Consider the following 17,063-nt stretch of genomic DNA (forward strand, 5'->3'; position numbering starts at 1 on the left):
CAGGAAGATTGGTGTAATAACTTACCAGACTTTTAAACCATGAACCCCTGTTTTGATCAAAGTGAGCAGACAAATTCTACCCTCATCACAAAAACTTATAAAAAACCGTCGTTCCTGTCATTTCCCCGTCCGGCATCAGGGCATAACGCGGGATCACCCCAACCTTTTGCCAACCGCATTGCGAATAGAAGGTTTCGGCCCCGCTGCCGGTGCTGGTATCGAGCACCAGTACCGTTTTGCCCTGATCCTGGGCGAGTGTTTCCAGTGCCGTCATCAACCGACCGGCGATCCCTTTGCGTCGTGCACGGTCATGCACCAGCAGTTTGGCCACATCCGCACGATGGGGCTGGTTGTCCGGTTGACTGAGAATAAGTTGTACGGTGCCGACAATCCCCTGGCCGTCAATTTCATCGACCAGCACCAGTCGCTCGCCGCGGGCGACGCTTTGGGCAACCTGTTGCCAGAACGGGCGCGATTTCTCGCGATCAAAAGGCAGCATAAAACTGACGGAGGCGCCGCCCTGGACGCAGTTTTCCAGGACTTCGCAGAGTTCATCGATATGCAGCAAAATTTCATCAGCGCTGAGCGCGCGTGGGGAAGAAGATGTGGTCATTTTTAGTCCTTAAAAACAACCACTATCGCGGTTACATCTGATTAACACAACAACCAGAATTCGTGTTTTTTAGGTGCTTACTGCGGTTTTCGACTGGTATGGGTTTTCATATCCATCATTTTCACGTTCGCATCGTTCAGCCAGGCCTGAACATCGCCTGCGCCGTTATGGTCAAACTCGCTGACTCCCCAGTTAAAGCTCAGCGACCAGGGTTTACCTGACGTCAGATTCCAGGCCTTAGTCTGCTCAACCAGGTGCTTAACCGCAATCCACGCCCCTTTCTCATCCGTATCGGAAAACAGGATAACGAATTCATTGCTGCCATAGCGCACCAGCAGGTCGGCGTCACGTAAATTAGCCCGCATTACCGCAGCCAGAGAGCGCAAAGCGTCATCCCCTCCGGTTCGTCCCCAGTCGGCATTGATCTTTTTCAATTCGGCTAAATCCAGCCGGGCCAGCGTCAGGGGTTCAGCCCGGCGTCGGGCGCTGGAAATGGCAAATTTCACCAGGCTACCAAAGGCGCGGCGGTTAAAAAGCCCTGTCAGTTCATCGGTGCTGGTGGCGCTCAGGACGGCGAATTCGTTTTCAACAATCGATGCGAGATCTTTAAGGATTTCCAGCTCGCCCGGCGTGAACTCTCGCGGCTGGATATCAGCCAGACACAAGACCCCGGCAATGGCCCCATCCGGTAAACTTAAGGGATAGCCTGCATAAAAACGCAGACCCGGCTCCCCACTGACCACCGGGTTATCGGCAAAACGCGTATCGTTCTGGCAGTCGTTGATAATAAGCGGCGCGGCGTTGAGGATGGCATGGCCGCAAAAAGAGAGATCGCGAGGGAAATTTTCGTAAGCCAGGCCATCACTGGTTTTAAACTGCAGCGTCTCTTTCGCCACCAGCGTGACCAGCGCATAAGGCACATTGAATAGTCGCTTCGCTAACTGTGTCAGACGGTCAAAGAGTTCGCTGATACCGGTATCGAGCAGGCCTGAGTCGTAGAGCGACCGCAGACGATCTTCCTCATTGGCAGGTATGGCAGGTGTATTCATTGATTGCTTTCTCGCTATTTTTTACCTGATATGGGCCGCGAGTCTAAAAAACGTCCAGCGTCAATTTCGCGGGTTCAGCATAAAGCGTAGCGTATTCAGCAAGTTTGTCAGTGTGCGTAGATCTGGTTTTTACCCAGCCGTTTGGCTTTATACAGGGCATCGTCTGCCGCTTTAAGCCAGTGCGTCACGCTGTGCATCCCCGGCGCCGCGCTGGCGATACCAATACTGAGGGTACAGCGAAAGCTATGATCGGGCTTGACGGTGGTTAAGGCTGCGGCTTCAAGAATGCGCGTTGCCACCACCAGCGCCTCTTCCGGCGTGGTATTGGGTAATAAAATCACAAACTCATCGCCCCCCAGTCGCGCTGGCGTGTCGGTTTTGCGGGTCGCCGCATGAAGAATTTTTGACACTGAGACCAGCAACGCATCCCCCACCTCATGCCCAAAACGGTCGTTCACCTCTTTAAAGTTATCGATATCGATAAACATCAGCGACGAGTGACGCGGCGACTGGTTGAACTGCTCAAGCTCGTACTGAATACGTTGTTCCAGCAAACGGCGGTTGGCAATATCCAGTAGCGGATCCATCATCGCTATCCGTTCAAGTTCGCGGCTTTTCCTGCGCAACTTGACGGCAATGGTATCGGTTAGCACGCTGAGGGCCAGCATATAAACAGCCACCAGTGGCAGGGTGGCGAGCATCGTGCGCTGAGTCACTATGGGTTCAAGGTGCATTCCCTGCGCAATCCAACTGGCTGCGAAAACAGCCACCATCACCAGCCCGGCTTTGCGCATCAGCTCAAAGCCCCCGGCGGAGAGGCGGTCAGAGAGCAGAATAGTGGCAATCACCACCGAAGGCAGTGGATTGACGGCCATCATCGCGATCCAGAAACCACCGACACCGGCATCAAAAATGAGGTTGTAGTGTTCAGTACTCAGAGGGGTTGGCGAGTAGCGCGCGCGTAAATAAGCGACGCCAGGCCAGACAAAAGCATTGGCCCCGAGTAACAGCATCAGCCACAGCGGCCGTTGCAACTCGAGCAAAACAGAAAGGATGGGAAAGAAACATAAAAATGTTCCCAGGATACGCATCAGGTACATTCTTCTGACAAAACTTCTGCCAGCTATCCGTGAACTTTTTTTCAAATGATCAGATCCATTCATGACGCGATTTAATTCCAAAACCTATACTGCGTCATAGTATTGACGTTAAAAATTAGTAGCAAGCAATTTAATAAGTTATCGATATTGTTTCCCCTTATAGTTCACCTTTCTGTACGTTTTTTAGCAATCAATCCAGGCCGCTGATAACTGCCCTGCTCGTCTTCGCGTCAGGTATCGCCATACTGGTGCAGTTACGCCCCGCTTTCTTGGAGCGATAGAGATATTCATCCGCTTGCGCCAGTAACTTATTGAAGACGTCCGTCACTGAGTCTGAATGCGCCTGTCTGTTACTGATACCAATGCTTACCGTCAGTCTCAGGGCGTGTTCTTGCCACATAAAGCGATGGGATTCTACCGAGCGGCGAATTTTCTCCGCGAGGATATAGCCTTCACCCGGATCGCGGGTGGCAGTCACGACGGTAAACTCTTCGCCGCCCATCCGCGCCACCATGCCCTGCTCGCCAATCTCCTGCTGTACTTTACGGGCAAAGGATTTCAGTACCTTATCGCCACATTCATGGCCGTAGCTGTCATTGACGCTTTTAAAAAAATCGATATCAAGCAGCATCACCGTCAGGTGTTTTTTGGCAAAGCCGTAGCTGTCACGATTGAGGGCTTCATACAGACCGGAACGCGAATAGACCTGGGTCAGAAAATCAAAATCGGCGCGCAGGGAAACCTGGCGAATCAGGCGATTAATAGTCGCCACACTGACCGAGACAATCACCGGGCAAATCGCCATTGTGGCGATACCCAGTCGGGCGGAAAACATCCGAGGCATTTGTAGCGGTGAGGCAACAAAGATATTGATGATGCCATTGGCCATTAAAATGATTTCCAGCCCCCCGGTAATTAGCGTCAGCAGGCAGGTCACCGGAATAGGATATTGCACTGCGCACCAGATAAGGGCCGGCAGAGGAAACGCCAGACTGCCTGCGCCGCCAATGCATACCGACGCCGCGACCGAGGCGACCAGCGCCAGTACCGGTAGCAGATGACGGCCTTTCAGCACCGGGATAACGCGTGGCCAGCTGAAGGTTAACATACAGGGCATAATCAACACCCCGGTGGAGAATTGCTCGCTAAACCAGTCGTAAAACAAACTGATAAAGCCCTGACCACCGATCCCGACCGAAGCCGTCGCCCCTACCAATGCACACAGCAACGCCGAGATCAGGCAGTAGCTAAAAAGATTAAGGGCATTTATGGGTTGTGGCGTCTGGCGTATCCGCCGCTTTTCCCGCAGGACCAGCGTCGCCATGCTCAGGATAAACACCATATTAGAAAGGTTAATCAGTATGCTTGCCATTCCCCAACTGGCGGTGATGCCGTCATAGGCCAGCATGGCAAGATAACTCAGCAGGTAGAGATACCAGCGATTCAGAAAAGCATAGCGTGCAAAAAGCCCTGCCATAACGGCATTCAGCGGCCAGAACAGTGACAGTTCATCGACCAGACGCAGCATCGCGCCAATAAAATAAAACAGCGTAGTGGCAATAAAAATAAGCGCTGCATTAACAACGGGTCTGCCTTCCCGAAAGGGACGGAAAGGTTCAGCAAGCAAAGCACGCATTAGATATCAATCCATTCATTGACGATGCAAATCATTCAGGCGTGGCAAAATTATCACAGAGCTTAACATGCAATGCTTTAATAACAGCCTGCTAACAGGCTTAATACCACGAATGATTAGCGCGATGAATTCATTTGCAGCACCAGCCAGTGGTAAATGACATCGACTACGTAACTTTGTTGCTCGGTCGTTAAGGCAATACCCGGCGGAATATTATGCCATTTCGCCAGGCAACCCCGACAGCAGGTTGCGGTCGCGTGCTGGGCAATAAACACTGGATGACCGCGCATTGGCGTCTGTTTGCCGTCATTGGGAGGAAATGCCGGGGCAAGACGTCTGGCGACAAAATCAGCCGCGTGGCTGGCGATCACGGGCGCGCCTTTGTCCACGCAGTATTGTCTCTCTTTCACGCCGAGGCGAAAACGCGAGCGAAAGGTCGAGCGCGCCAGCCGGGCAAACAGCAGATCGTGATTATCCATCAGTAAACCGAGCGCCCCAGCCGTTGGGTCAGGGCTTCAAGCAGCGCGATGCCCGCCAGTGAATTACCCGCTTCGTCCAGTGCCGGGCTCCAGACGGCGATCGCCATTTCATGCGGCACAATGGCGACAATCCCACCCCCGACGCCCGACTTGGCCGGAAGCCCCACGCGCCAGGCAAACTCACCGGCGTTCTGGTACATACCGCTGGTCGCCATCAGCGCATTGACCTGACGGGTTTGTTGCGCGCTTAGCATGGGGATCTGACTTGCCGACGCCTGACCCTGACTGGCGAGAAACAGGAAGGTGCGCGCCAGCTCAACGCAGCTCATGCGCAGGGCGCAGTAGTGAAAGTAATTTTGCAGTACGGTGGTAACGTCATTATGAAAGTTGCCGAAGGATTTCATCAGCCAGGCAATAGCCGCGTTACGCGCGGAGTGTTCAAACTCAGAGCGGGCCACTACGCTGTCAAAGCTGATATCTGGTGAACCAGAGAGACGTCTGACAATTTCCAGCATACGCTGACGCGGGGCGCTCAGGCGGCTTTGCAACATATCACAGACCACCAGCGCACCGGCATTAATAAAGGGATTACGGGGTTTGCCCTGCTCTATTTCCAGCTGGAGCAGGGAATTGAAGGGTTGCCCGGAGGGATCTTTGCCCACCCGCGTCCAGATTTCCGCTTCTTCATAGTGGTTCATCGCCACCGCGAGACTCAGGACTTTCGAAAGCGACTGTATGGAGAAACGTTCATCCGCATCGCCCGCCTGGTAGTGTTCCCCGTTCACCGTACTGATGGCGATCCCCAGTTTGTCACCACTGACCTTTGCCAGCGCAGGAATATAATCGGCGACTTTCCCGCGACCCAGCAGCGGACGCACTTGCTCAAGCAGTGCATCCAGCATCTCATTTCCCATCACTTTCGCCACGTTCCGTCCTTATCCCCGGGCCATAATCGGGCTGCGAGTATAGCAAATATCAGGCCGGGAGACGAAAACGGGAAACGGCCTGCATCAGGCGATGCGAATCCTCATGCAGTTGTACTGAAGCCTCGGTGGCCGAGCTCACCAGCTCACCGGTACGCTGCGCCACGTGATTAAGGGAGTGCAGCCGCCGGGTCATATGGTGAATACTTTCCCCCTGGCTTAAGGTGGCGGATGAAATGTCATTCAGCAAACCGCTCAGATTCGCCACAAGGCCGGTGACTTTTTGCAGATTATTTTCCAGCTTGTTCACCGCCTGAGAGCCGTCATCAATGCCCTGCAGGGAATGGTTAATCATCTGCTGGATTGTCTGCGTCGAGTGGCTGCTTTTACGCGCCAGCAGCCCGACCTCTTTCGCCACCACCGCAAAACCACGACCGTGGTTACCGGCATGCGCCGCTTCAATGGCCGCGTTCAGCGCCAGAATATTGGTCTGAAACGCCACGCCGTCAATCAGCTCAACAATGCCACGCATCTCCGACGCCCGATCGACAATGGCACGCATCGACTGGTTAACGGTATCCATCATGCTGTCGCCCCCGGCAGCGACCTGCCGCGCTTCATCGGCGCGTTGACTGGCAAGCTCGGCGTAGCCGGTATTGCCCTCAACATGGGATTCAAGACTGGCGATATGCGAGGTGACATCCGCCAGCTCCTGCGCCTGACGGGTTGATTGCTGATAAAGCTTCTGGTTTCCCTCAGCCAGGCTGTCGATATTGCTCACCATCGAGGTAGTGGCGTGGCTCACCTGGCTGACCAGCTGTTGCAGCCCCTGTTGCATGGTGCCGATACTCAGGCCAATTTGATCGATTTCGCGGTTAAAGCGTTTAACGTCCGGTAACGCAGCGGAGAGATCTCCCGCCGCCAGGGTATTAATATGGGCAATCAGCCGCCGCAGGGGGGTAATTACCCAACGCGACATGGCAACCCAGACCACCACGGCTATCAGCACCAGCACCCCTGGCACCAGCACAAAAATATGCTGAAGTTGCGCCAGATTGCCCATCAGCGCCTGTCGCCCCTGCTCGGCCTGCTTTTCGCTCCCTTGCAGGAAACGGGCGTAATTGTCATTAAAATCGGCCTGAAACGCCTGGGCAGGCACGGCAAAAAAGGCATCAATAGACTGTGTTTTCACCAGCCCGTCCGCCTGCTCCTTAATGGCCCCGTAAAAGAGCTGGTAGCTGTTGATCAGCGCCTCATCTTTTGGCGGGTTAAGCGCAAGCCATGCCTGCCAGGCCTGTTGTGAGGTGGCCAGCGCCTGCCGGGTTTCATCCATCAGACTATGCCAGCTACCGTCAGATCCGGTCTCTTTATCCTGCATAAAATAGACGCCCGCCCGATTGAGCAAGTCACTGGCGGCCAGCAGCGAAACGCGCGCCTGATCGACTTTGACCTGCTGAAGGTGGGTCTGTTGATTTAGCTGTTCGTTATAACGTGCGTCGTTAAGGGAGGTGGAAAGCAGAATAGAGGTGGCGATTTGCAGCGCCGAAAACAGGCCAATAACCCAGAAGATACCGGCCAGCAAGCCAAAATCCCGTGGTGTGATACGCCGAAAAATGCGGCGAAAAATTTGATTTAAGTTCATGATATTCTTCTATAACCCTACGATTTACGTGAGTCTACGAAAGAATAATGACAGAACCATGACAGGCCTCAAGTGCGCGCCCGCTAAGGGCGCGCTCTGGATCAGAGGCGGTCTTTCCAGACGGTTTGCACATTACAGAACTCATGCAGACCGAAGTGTGACAGTTCACGACCGAAGCCGCTTTTCTTCACCCCGCCAAAGGCCACCCGCGCATCGCTGGCGCAGTAACCGTTAATAAATACCCCGCCGCACTCCAGTCGGGCGGCAAATTCATCGGCCAGCGCCTGATTGCCAGTGAAGACGGTGGCAGAGAGGCCAAACTCGCTGTCGTTGGCAAGCGCCAGGGCATGTTCCGCGTCACGGGCGACGGTAATTGCCGCAACCGGGCCGAACATCTCCTGACGAAACGCCGTCATCTGCGGAGTGACATGGGTCAGTACGGTTGCCGGATAGAAGTTCCCTGCCCCCGCCGGTTTCTCGCCGCCAAGCGCCAGGGTTGCCCCTTCATTAACGGTTGCCAGAACCTGGGCATGAAGTTCATCGCGCAGATCAAAGCGCGCCATCGGCCCAAGGTAGTTGCTTTCGTCTTCCGGCGAACCTTGTTGCAGAGCAACTGCCGCGGCAACAAATTTCTCAGTGAAGGTATCCGCAATTCCCGCTTCCACAATAAAGCGCTTGGCCGCGGCACAGACCTGCCCGGTGTTCTGATAACGCCCGGTCACCGCAGCTTTAACCGCCAGCTCAATATCGGCGTCATTAAGCACGATAAAGGGATCGGATCCGCCCAGTTCCAGCACACATTTTTTCAGTGCCGCACCGGCCTGCGCGCCAATTGCCGCTCCCGCACGCACGCTGCCCGTAACGGTAACAGCCGCAATACGTGGATCGTTAATGGCCTGGCTTACGCCGTCATTGGTGGCGTTCACCCAATTAAACACGCCCTCGGGAATGCCCGCTTCGGCGAAGATCTTCCCGATAAGCTCAGCGCAGCCCAACACATTCGGCGCATGTTTAAGCAGATAGCTGTTACCTGCAAGCAGAATCGGCACCGCCCCGCGCAGCACCTGCCATAGCGGGAAGTTCCACGGCATCACCGCCAGAATCGGTCCAAGCGGCCGGTATTCAATGCGGGCTTTATTGTTTTCCACCTGGGTCGGCTCAGGTTGCAGCATGGCCGGGCCGTGCTCGGCATACCAGTCGCAAAGACTGGCGGATTTACTCACTTCGCCCCGCGCCTGAGCAACGGGCTTACCCATTTCCCTGACGATCAGTTGGGCCATCTCTTCAGCGTGATCACGCAGCACCGTACCCAGATTGCGCAGCAGTTCGGCGCGCCGGGAGACAGGTTGCAAGCGCCACTGTTGAAAACCACGGGCGGCAAGTTCAAGGGCCGCGTCAACATCTTCGCGGCTGGCCCAGGGGTAAGCGGACAGGGTTTCTCCGGTTGCCGGGTTGACGGAAATGGCATGGGTAGCAGGTGATATTGACATGGTTATCTCTCTTGGTTCAGGACTGAGATTATCCTCGCCGGGTTTACTCTTTATGAAAAGTGAATAATATTAAGCAATCCGTTCACGATGAGAGAATGGCATGGACTTAACGCAGCTTGAGATGTTTAACGCCGTGGCGCAGACGGGCAGTATTACTCAGGCGGCGCAGAAAGTGCATCGCGTGCCGTCAAACCTGACCACCCGTATCCGCCAGCTGGAGGCCGACCTGGGGGTGGATCTGTTTATCCGCGAAAACCAACGTCTGCGCCTTTCCCCCGCCGGGCACAGCTTTTTACGCTACAGCCAGCAAATCCTGGCCCTGGTCGACGAAGCGCGGATGGTGGTCGCTGGCGATGAACCCCAGGGATTATTCTCCTTAGGCTCGCTGGAGAGCACCGCCGCCGTGCGTATTCCGGCGACTCTTGCCCGCTACAATCAGCGTTATCCCCGTATACAGTTTGATATGGCCACCGGCCCTTCCGGCAAAATGATCGACGGCGTGCTGGACGGCACCCTCAGCGCCGCTTTTGTTGACGGGCCAATTATGCACCCCGGCATGGAGGGCATTCCGGTCTATCGCGAAGAGATGATGATCGTCGCCCCTCACGGTCATGAACCCGTCAGCCGGGCAGCCCAGGTCAACGGGGCCAGTATTTATGCCTTTCGCGCCAACTGCTCTTATCGTCGCCATTTCGAAAGCTGGTTTCATGCCGACCAGGCTACGCCCGGCAAAATCCATGAGATGGAGTCCTATCACGGTATGCTGGCCTGCGTTATCGCCGGGGCAGGACTGGCGCTGATCCCGCGCAGCATGCTGGAAAGTATGCCCGGTCATCATCAGGTCGGCGCCTGGCCGCTGGCGGAAAACTGGCGCTGGCTGACCACCTGGCTGGTCTGGCGACGCGGGGCCAAAACCCGCCATCTCGATGCATTTATAGAATTGTTAAACGAACATCCTCAGTCAGACCCTTCTCCATAAAAATGCTTAAGGGATCGTCCTGGTAAGGGGCAAAGGCGCTGCGTATCTGGTAGTCGCAGCGCGTATACAGACGTACCGCCGCCGGTTGCTGGTTACCGGTCTCCAGCCGCAGCGTATGGCAACCGCGCGCCAGCGCCGTTTTCTCCAGCTCAGCCATCAGTTGCTCACCCAACTTTTGCCCCCGGTGACGGGCGTCAATATAGACGCGCTTTATCTCGCCCGTGCCATCGCCGTTAAGCACCACCGCGCCACAGCCGATGAACTCACCGCCGGTATGGCGGATGGCGAGCAGGATCAGGGTCGATGCGGGCAACGTGGCGAGATCGAGCAGATGATTACTCTCCTCGGGGTAAAGCTGCGACTGCCAGGCATCTAGCGCGGCAATCAGGGTGCGAATTTCTGGCTGCGCAGCCGAAGCGGGTATCACGGTGTACATGGCATCCTCCTGTTATTGTTCTGTTAAATTACGCGCAAACTCTGCCCGCTTAACCATATAATTAACTTATAAATCCCCCTCCACATTGCACAGGGTTCTGCTCAGGCGGTACTTTACGCTCAGATTAATCCAGACGACGGAATTGAAATGAATACCAAAGCCCGCAAAGTGATGATTATCGGTACCGGCAACGTTGGCGCATCCGCCGCTTACGCCCTGCTCAATCAAAATATTGCTGAAGAGTTGATCCTGGTGGACCTCAACCGTGACCGGGTCGAAGGACACGTGCAGGATCTGGCGGACGCTGCCGCCTATATGCCCGGCATGATGACTATCTCCAGTCGTGATGCAACCGACTGCGCTGATGTGGATATTGCAGTTATCACCGTCTCAGGCGGCCCGCTTAAGCCCGGCCAGACGCGGCTTGATGAGTTACAGAACACCGCGCGGATCGTCAAAAATATCGTCCCGCCGATGATGGAAAATGGCTTTAAGGGTATTTTTCTTATCGCCACCAACCCCTGCGATATCATCACCTGGCAGGTATGGAAGCTCTCCGGTCTGCCGCGCAATCAGGTGATCGGCACCGGCGTCTGGCTTGATACCACCCGTCTGCGTCGCGCTCTGGCGCAAACCCTCGACATTGGCGCCCAGAGTATTGATGCCTTTATTCTGGGTGAACATGGCGACACCCAGTTCCCGGTGTGGTCGCACTCCTCGGTGTACGGTTCGCCGATTGCCGACGTCTGGCTGCGTAAAACCGGTAAACCACTGGATTGCGATGCCCTCGCCGAGCAGGTACGCAAACACGGGTTTGAGATTTACGCCCGTAAAGGCTGCACCGAGTACGGGATTGCCGGGACTATTGCCGAAATCTGCCGCAATATCTTTACCGGCAGCCACCGCGCGCTGGCCATTTCCTGCGTGCTGGAAGGGGAATACGGCGTGAATGACGTGGCCATCGGCGTGCCTGCGGTTCTGGCGCAAAGTGGGGTTCAGCAGATTATTGAGTTACAGCTGGAAGGTGACGAAGTGGCGAAATTTAACCACTCCGTCGCCGTGATCAAAGAGAATATTTCACGACTGCCCTAAAAGACGCGCCGTTAACCAGCAATGGTTAGCTGCCCAGGCAATGCCGCAAGCTGCTGGCGGATATCATCACTGAGCTGCGCATCGGTGATGATATCGGTCAGAGAATCAAGACGGGCAATGTTGAACAATGACCAGGCGCCGTATTTGCTGCTGTCCGCCAGCAACACCCGACGCCGGGCATTATCAATCAGCGCCCGTTTCAAAGCCGCTTTCTCTTCCGTTGGCGAGGTGATGCCCTTTTCCAGATCCCAGCCGTTACAGCTGACAAATGCCAGATCCGGCCAGATCCCCTGTAACAGTCTGCGCCCGTGCTCCCCCACGCAGGACTGACTGGAATCATCAATCCGCCCGCCAATAATTGTCACCTCGATTTGCCTGAACTCGGATAAAAACAGCGCGATATGCAAATCGCTGGTGATCACCCTCAATGGCAGATGGGTGAGCTGACGCGCCAGTTCAATCATGGTCGTTCCGGCATCCAGTACAATGGCATCTCCGGCTTTCACCAGCGCGGCGGCCGCGCTGGCGATGGCATGTTTTTCGCTGAGGTTGCGCTGCATTTTCTCAAGCGTGGTTGGCTGCGAGGGGATAAACCGGTTCAGGGTCACTCCGCCGTGGGAACGGCTGATCACCCCTTCCTGATCGAGCTTAATCAGGTCGCGACGGATAGTGGCCGGTGAGGCGTTGGTGGCCGCCACCAGTTGATCCACTGTCACCAGATTGTGGCCCTTAAGATAGTCCATAATCTGCTCTAACCGGTTATATCCCTTCATTTTAATCTCGCGTAATTTGCATCGCCAACTGGATGGATACCGCCATGCTCTCCGGTTTTGCTTTCCCGGTCCAGGCAATATCAAATGCGGTGCCATGATCCGCTGAGGTACGAATAAACGGCAGGCCCGCAGTGATATTAACCCCATCGTAAAAGCCCAGCAATTTTAACGGTATATGTCCCTGATCGTGATACATGGCCACCACCATGTCATACATACCTTCGTGGCACTGCATAAACACGGTATCCGGCGGACACGGCCCGGTCACATTCAGCCCTTCGGCCTTCATCGCCTCAACCGCAGGGCCGACGGTGGTTATCTCTTCATCGCCAAAGAGTCCGTTTTCACCGGCATGCGGGTTGACCCCGGCCACCGCGATACGCGGGTTAGCAAAGCCCACGCGCTTAAGGAAACGGTCTGCCACGCGGATGACCGTTTTGATCCTGTCCTGATTGAGCGTATCGAGGAATTTACGCAGCGCGATATGGGTGGTGACATGAATGACTTTAAGTTTGTCGGTATACAGCACCATGGCGTAGTCATTGATATTGGTCAGTTTAGCCAGCAGTTCGGTATGTCCCGGATAATGGTGCCCGCCAAGATGCAGCGCTTCTTTATTCAGCGGCGCAGTGGCAATGGCTTTTACGTCTCCGGCCATCGCCAGTTCGGTGGCGCGACGCACGCAGCGGTAGGCCAGATCCCCGGCCTGGGCCTGGACTTTACCTGGCTCTAACGCCTGCGGCTCCGCCAGAGGTTCATCCAGCACGTTAATCACCCCGGGAGCAAAATGCGCCTCGCTCACCTGTTCGATGATACGCAGCTCCGCATGCGGCGTAATATTGAGCGCCAGAATACGCTGAAACGTCCGGGCGCAGCCCACCACCACCACCACCGGCGCACCGGAAAGTTCTCCTTCAACCAGCGATTTAATAATGATCTCCGGGCCAATCCCTGCCGGATCACCCATAGTTACGGCAATAACATTAGTCACTCGATTTCTCCTCAATAAAATTCAAAGCCCTAAGCAGCGTAGTTTCGTCGCCGAAGCCCCCTGCTTTGGTCATCACTGGTCGTTGCCATTCGCAACCTGAAAAATATCCCCACGGCACGCAGCCTGCGGCGCGGCCCTGGATTTGAAAACCTTTTGCGCCCAATGAACGGGCGACCGCGATGGCCACATCCCCTCCGGAGAGATACAGCGCGTCAGGCTGGGTCTGCGCCAGCACATTGCGGGTCAACTGGCCTAAATAGTCACAAATGCGCTCACCGCATTCGGTACGGCTGAGTCCCCAGCGCTCGCACAGGGCGGTAACCTGATGACGCGCCTGCTCATCCGGGCAGGTGTGCACCAGACAGTGCTTTCCGTCCTGTAAGGCAGCAACAATGGCCGCGGCGTAGTCCGTTGGCTGGGGAGCGAATATCGTGTTGATATCAATAAAAAACTGTTGGCAGCGAGGATGCGCCGCCACTGCCGCCAGCTGCTTTTGAGCGATTTCACTCATCGAGCCGACAATCGCCAGCACCTGTCCGCTTTTGACCGGAGTAAGGCGACGCGACAGCGCATCACATATGCCTGCCGATCCCACCAGCAATGGCCTGAGTTCAGCCTGCATGGCATGGGTCACAATCTCATCAAGATGCGCATCCGTTTGGGCATCCACCACCAGCACGACCGGTTTTTCTGCTGTTGCTTCCGCCAGCGCCTGCGCTAGCTGAGCCGGTTGCACATGGCGCACGTCGCCGCTAAAAAGCGCCCCCACGCTGGCGCTGACGACCGGCGTTTTCGGATCGCTGGCAAATTCGGTATCGGTGAGCAGTTCCCCCTTAACAAAGCACTGCCCGCCAAGGGTCACCCGCCCGGCCGCAGGAAAAGCAGGCGCCACGATGATGGCGGCAACTCCCGTAAGCCGCTGGAGGGCAGCCACTTCGGCGCCTGGATTGCCGCGTAATGTGGAATCCATCTTTTTTACCAGCCACTGCGGCGAGGCGTGCTGCAAAACCTCTGCTGCCAGCGCGCTAACCCGTGCGGCGGCATCGGAGGCTGACAGTGCCCGACTGTCGGTATTAAAGATCTGCGCCTGCGCATCGCTGAGATAGTTGTCATCGAGCGCAACCTCAACGCTCATTCCTGCCTGCGCCAGGCTGACGCCTGCGTCATTCGCCCCAGTAAAATCATCGGCCAGAATCACAATGCTGTGCGCTGACTTCTGTGTAGTTATCCCAACGTTCATTCGTGCTCCGGGTCGTATTATGCTGGACATGATTATATTCAATCATGATTGATTATATGTGAGCAAGATCAACTTATTTAATTTGCGAATAAATTATAAATTTAGGCCATACAGTGACCGTGGTTGAAATTAAATGATTAAGTTCAATCATAAGATAATGACAGACAGGAGAACGTTGTGGTTACGATTAACAGCACCCTCATCAGCGGCGCAGGAGCTATCCCGGCTCTGGCACCGCTGCTGGCGGGAAAAAAGAGCCTCTTACTGGTCAGCGACAGCAATGTCATCAAACTTGCCGCCACCCAACAGATCCTCACCCTGCTTGCGGCAGATGGCCGCCATGTACAGATTCTCGATTCAGTCCCGCCTGAGCCGAGTCAGCATGATGTGGCGAAGATTATGGCGAATGCGCCGGACGCTGGCTTTGATCTGATTGTCGGGATCGGCGGAGGGAGCGTGCTGGACGTCGCCAAGCTGTTGTCCGTTTTACATCACCCACAGTCGCCAGGCCTCAATGCCATGCTTGAGGGCGTGAAGCCCGTTGCGCGTGTTGCCTCTTTACTGATCCCGGCTACCGCAGGCACAGGATCCGAAGCCACGCCGAACGCCATTCTGGCTATTCCTGAGCAGGACACAAAAATCGGCATTATTTCGCCGGTTCTGCTCCCGGATTACGTCGCTTTACTGCCGGAACTGACCACCAGTATGCCAGCGCATATCGCCTCTTCTACCGGCATCGACGCGCTCTGCCATTTGATTGAGTGCTTTACCGCCACCATTGCCAACCCGGTAAGCGATAACGTGGCGCTGACCGGCCTGCGTAAGCTGCTGCATAACATCGAAACCGCAGTCAATGAGCCGCATAACCTGGCAGCCCGTCTTGAGATGTTATGGGCCTCTTACTACGGCGGTGCGGCTATTACCCATGCGGGTACCCATCTGGTGCATGCCCTGTCTTACCCGCTCGGTGGCAAATACCATCTGCCGCACGGGGTCGCTAACGCCATTTTGCTGGCCCCCTGCATGAAAGTGGTTCGCCCTTTTGCGGTTGAGAAGTTTGCCCAGGTCTGGGATCTGCTGCCGGATGCTGATACCTCGCTCAGCGCGGAAGAGAAATCTCACGGGCTCGTGCAGTTCTTTGCCGGGCTGGTGAAGCGTCTGAATCTGCCGGATAACCTGGAAAGTCTGGGCGTCCCCCGCAGCGACATTCCCTCGCTGGCGGATGCGGCGCTTAACGTCAAACGCTTAATGAATAATGCCCCCTGCACCGTCAGCCATGACGATGTGCAGGCGATTTATCAGACACTGTTTCCTACAAATTCAAAGTAAAGGAGAACAACAACATGAGTAAAAAGATTGCAGGGGTTTTAACCGCCATTGTTACGCCTTTTGATTCTGACGGCGCCTTTAATCCCGTTGCATTACGCCAGCAGATTAATCGTCAACTTGCGGCAGGAAACGGCATTTTTTGTGGCGGCACAAACGGCGAGTTTTTTGTTCTGAATGAGCAGGAAAAAGTCGCGGTTACCGCAACCTGTGTTGATGAAGTCGCAGGCAGAGCAAATGTCGTGGCGCATATTGGCGAAATTTCTACCCGTGAAACTATTCGCTTAGGGAAACAAATTGAAAAACTGGGCGTGGATGCAGTTTCCGTGATCACCCCATATTTTGTACCATTAAAACAAAATGAATTAATTACCCATTATACCGCCATCGCTGACGCACTCAGTGTTCCGGTATTTCTGTATAACATCCCTGCCCGCACCGGGAATACCCTTGAACCACAGACCGTTCGCACTCTGGCGGCGCATCCGAATATTATCGGGATTAAAGACAGCGCCGGTAGTTATGAAAGCCTGAGTGGTTTTCTGAATGCGGTGAAAGATATAGATAATTTCGATGTTCTCAATGGACCTGATCCACTAATCCATCAGGGTTTCGTTGATGGTTGTTCTGCATGTATTTCAGGCCTGGCAAACGTTGCGCCGAAAGAAATTAATGCCATCTGGTCACATTTTAATGCGGGTGATATTGCAGCATCTCATGCTGCGCAGGAAAGCTTCACCGGCCTGCGCACGGATTTGTATAAAGTGGCATTTTCTCCAGCCGCAGTGAAAAAAGCCTTGCAGATTTTAGGCCAGGACGTAGGCGACAGTCGCTATGCCGTTGAATTTAACAAACAACAAATCGAGCAGATCGAAAAAGTCATTTATACCTACTTACAGTAATAATTATCGATAGCGGCGCAATGCGCCGCTCTGAATACAGGATCGCGCAATGAAAGTTATTTGTACGTCTCCCTCTTTTGCGAAATATGACGCGAAACCTATCGAGATTTTACGTCATGCAGACCTTGAATTAATTTCGCTACCCGCAGATGCGCCCCTAAGCGCTCTGGAACCCCATCTGGCTGATACGGTTGCCATGATTGTGGCCTTTACCGAAGTAAATGCGGCCCTGCTGGCAAAAGCGCCGCAACTGAAGATTGTGTGCAAGCACGGTGTTGGTGTGGATAATATCGATCTTAATAGCACCAAAGAGAAAGGGAAGGTGCGATTTAATCGTCAGTTATGAGAACATAAGGCTTTCTTTGCCATAGATTTTTCACGATGCCCGCACT

The 17,063-nt window shown here is 54.8% G+C and carries 16 protein-coding genes and 1 pseudogene; 5 read left to right on the forward strand and 12 right to left on the reverse strand.

Annotated elements, in window-relative coordinates; genetic code table 11:
* Nucleotides 1–85: 85 nt before the first annotated feature.
* The 8 genes from ACSZO4_RS04450 to sad all read right to left on the reverse strand — a co-directional run bounded on the left by ACSZO4_RS04450 (nucleotide 86) and on the right by sad (nucleotide 8,932).
* Nucleotides 86–613, reverse strand: a complete 528-nt coding sequence (locus ACSZO4_RS04450; RefSeq protein WP_437887643.1) for an N-acetyltransferase family protein — start codon at nucleotides 611–613, stop codon at nucleotides 86–88.
* 77 nt (nucleotides 614–690) lie between these two features.
* Nucleotides 691–1,662: a sensor domain-containing diguanylate cyclase gene (locus tag ACSZO4_RS04455; RefSeq protein ID WP_437887644.1), complete on the reverse strand. Its 972-nt coding sequence runs from the start codon at nucleotides 1,660–1,662 to the stop codon at nucleotides 691–693.
* Between the two features lie 107 nt (nucleotides 1,663–1,769).
* Nucleotides 1,770–2,762 (reverse strand): diguanylate cyclase, encoded by a 993-nt coding sequence (locus tag ACSZO4_RS04460; protein ID WP_437887657.1) that lies wholly within the window; start codon nucleotides 2,760–2,762, stop codon nucleotides 1,770–1,772.
* Between the two features lie 190 nt (nucleotides 2,763–2,952).
* A complete protein-coding gene (locus ACSZO4_RS04465; protein WP_437887645.1) occupies nucleotides 2,953–4,398 on the reverse strand; it encodes a diguanylate cyclase in 1,446 nt (481 codons plus the stop codon).
* Nucleotides 4,399–4,514: 116 nt separating this feature from the next.
* Nucleotides 4,515–4,877: a DUF4186 domain-containing protein gene (locus ACSZO4_RS04470; protein ID WP_437887646.1), complete on the reverse strand. Its 363-nt coding sequence runs from the start codon at nucleotides 4,875–4,877 to the stop codon at nucleotides 4,515–4,517.
* The gene (gene glsB, locus ACSZO4_RS04475) at nucleotides 4,877–5,791 is read right to left on the reverse strand and encodes a glutaminase B (protein ID WP_437887658.1); all 915 of its coding nucleotides are present in this window, start codon (nucleotides 5,789–5,791) and stop codon (nucleotides 4,877–4,879) included. Before glsB ends, ACSZO4_RS04470 begins: the two co-directional genes overlap by 1 nt.
* Before the next feature lie 61 nt (nucleotides 5,792–5,852).
* Entirely contained in the window at nucleotides 5,853–7,442 is a 1,590-nt protein-coding gene (locus ACSZO4_RS04480; protein WP_437887647.1) for a methyl-accepting chemotaxis protein, read from the reverse strand.
* Between the two features lie 101 nt (nucleotides 7,443–7,543).
* A complete protein-coding gene (gene sad, locus ACSZO4_RS04485) occupies nucleotides 7,544–8,932 on the reverse strand; it encodes a succinate-semialdehyde dehydrogenase (protein ID WP_437887648.1) in 1,389 nt (462 codons plus the stop codon).
* A 100-nt stretch (nucleotides 8,933–9,032) separates the two neighbouring features.
* Here sad and ptrR point away from each other — a divergent pair, with 100 nt between their 5' ends.
* A complete protein-coding gene (gene ptrR / locus ACSZO4_RS04490; RefSeq protein ID WP_437887649.1) occupies nucleotides 9,033–9,911 on the forward strand; it encodes a putrescine utilization regulator PtrR in 879 nt (292 codons plus the stop codon).
* Here ptrR and ACSZO4_RS04495 read toward each other — a convergent pair.
* Nucleotides 9,865–10,347 (reverse strand): GNAT family N-acetyltransferase, encoded by a 483-nt coding sequence (locus ACSZO4_RS04495; RefSeq protein ID WP_437887650.1) that lies wholly within the window; start codon nucleotides 10,345–10,347, stop codon nucleotides 9,865–9,867. The two genes, ptrR and ACSZO4_RS04495, sit on opposite strands and share 47 nt — an antisense overlap.
* 147 nt (nucleotides 10,348–10,494) lie before the next feature.
* Between ACSZO4_RS04495 and ACSZO4_RS04500 the strand changes: the two genes are divergently transcribed.
* A complete protein-coding gene (locus ACSZO4_RS04500) occupies nucleotides 10,495–11,439 on the forward strand; it encodes an L-lactate dehydrogenase (protein WP_437887651.1) in 945 nt (314 codons plus the stop codon).
* Between the two features lie 11 nt (nucleotides 11,440–11,450).
* Here ACSZO4_RS04500 and ACSZO4_RS04505 read toward each other — a convergent pair whose 3' ends face one another.
* The 3 genes from ACSZO4_RS04505 to dtnK are packed head-to-tail and all read right to left on the reverse strand — an operon-like array spanning nucleotide 11,451 to nucleotide 14,443.
* The gene (locus ACSZO4_RS04505; protein ID WP_437887652.1) at nucleotides 11,451–12,212 is read right to left on the reverse strand and encodes a DeoR/GlpR family DNA-binding transcription regulator; all 762 of its coding nucleotides are present in this window, start codon (nucleotides 12,210–12,212) and stop codon (nucleotides 11,451–11,453) included.
* A 1-nt stretch (nucleotide 12,213) separates the two neighbouring features.
* A complete protein-coding gene (locus tag ACSZO4_RS04510) occupies nucleotides 12,214–13,203 on the reverse strand; it encodes a D-threonate 4-phosphate dehydrogenase (RefSeq protein ID WP_437887653.1) in 990 nt (329 codons plus the stop codon).
* Entirely contained in the window at nucleotides 13,196–14,443 is a 1,248-nt protein-coding gene (gene dtnK, locus ACSZO4_RS04515; RefSeq protein WP_437887654.1) for a D-threonate kinase, read from the reverse strand. The genes ACSZO4_RS04510 and dtnK overlap by 8 nt, the downstream gene beginning before the upstream one ends.
* A gap of 177 nt (nucleotides 14,444–14,620) precedes the next feature.
* Between dtnK and ACSZO4_RS04520 the strand changes: the two genes are divergently transcribed.
* The 3 genes and pseudogenes from ACSZO4_RS04520 to ACSZO4_RS04530 form a co-directional block, all read left to right on the forward strand.
* Nucleotides 14,621–15,772, forward strand: coding sequence for an iron-containing alcohol dehydrogenase (locus tag ACSZO4_RS04520; RefSeq protein ID WP_437887655.1), 1,152 nt, complete (start codon nucleotides 14,621–14,623; stop codon nucleotides 15,770–15,772).
* Between the two features lie 14 nt (nucleotides 15,773–15,786).
* Nucleotides 15,787–16,671, forward strand: a complete 885-nt coding sequence (locus tag ACSZO4_RS04525) for a dihydrodipicolinate synthase family protein (RefSeq protein ID WP_437887656.1) — start codon at nucleotides 15,787–15,789, stop codon at nucleotides 16,669–16,671.
* 49 nt (nucleotides 16,672–16,720) lie between these two features.
* A pseudogene (locus tag ACSZO4_RS04530) lies at nucleotides 16,721–16,990 on the forward strand (phosphoglycerate dehydrogenase); the annotation flags it as partial.
* Between the last annotated feature and the right edge of the window lie 73 nt (nucleotides 16,991–17,063).

The sequence above is a fragment of the Phytobacter sp. V91 genome, from assembly GCF_965644225.1.
In the GTDB taxonomy this organism is placed as follows: Bacteria; Pseudomonadota; Gammaproteobacteria; order Enterobacterales; family Enterobacteriaceae; genus CBFFRJ01.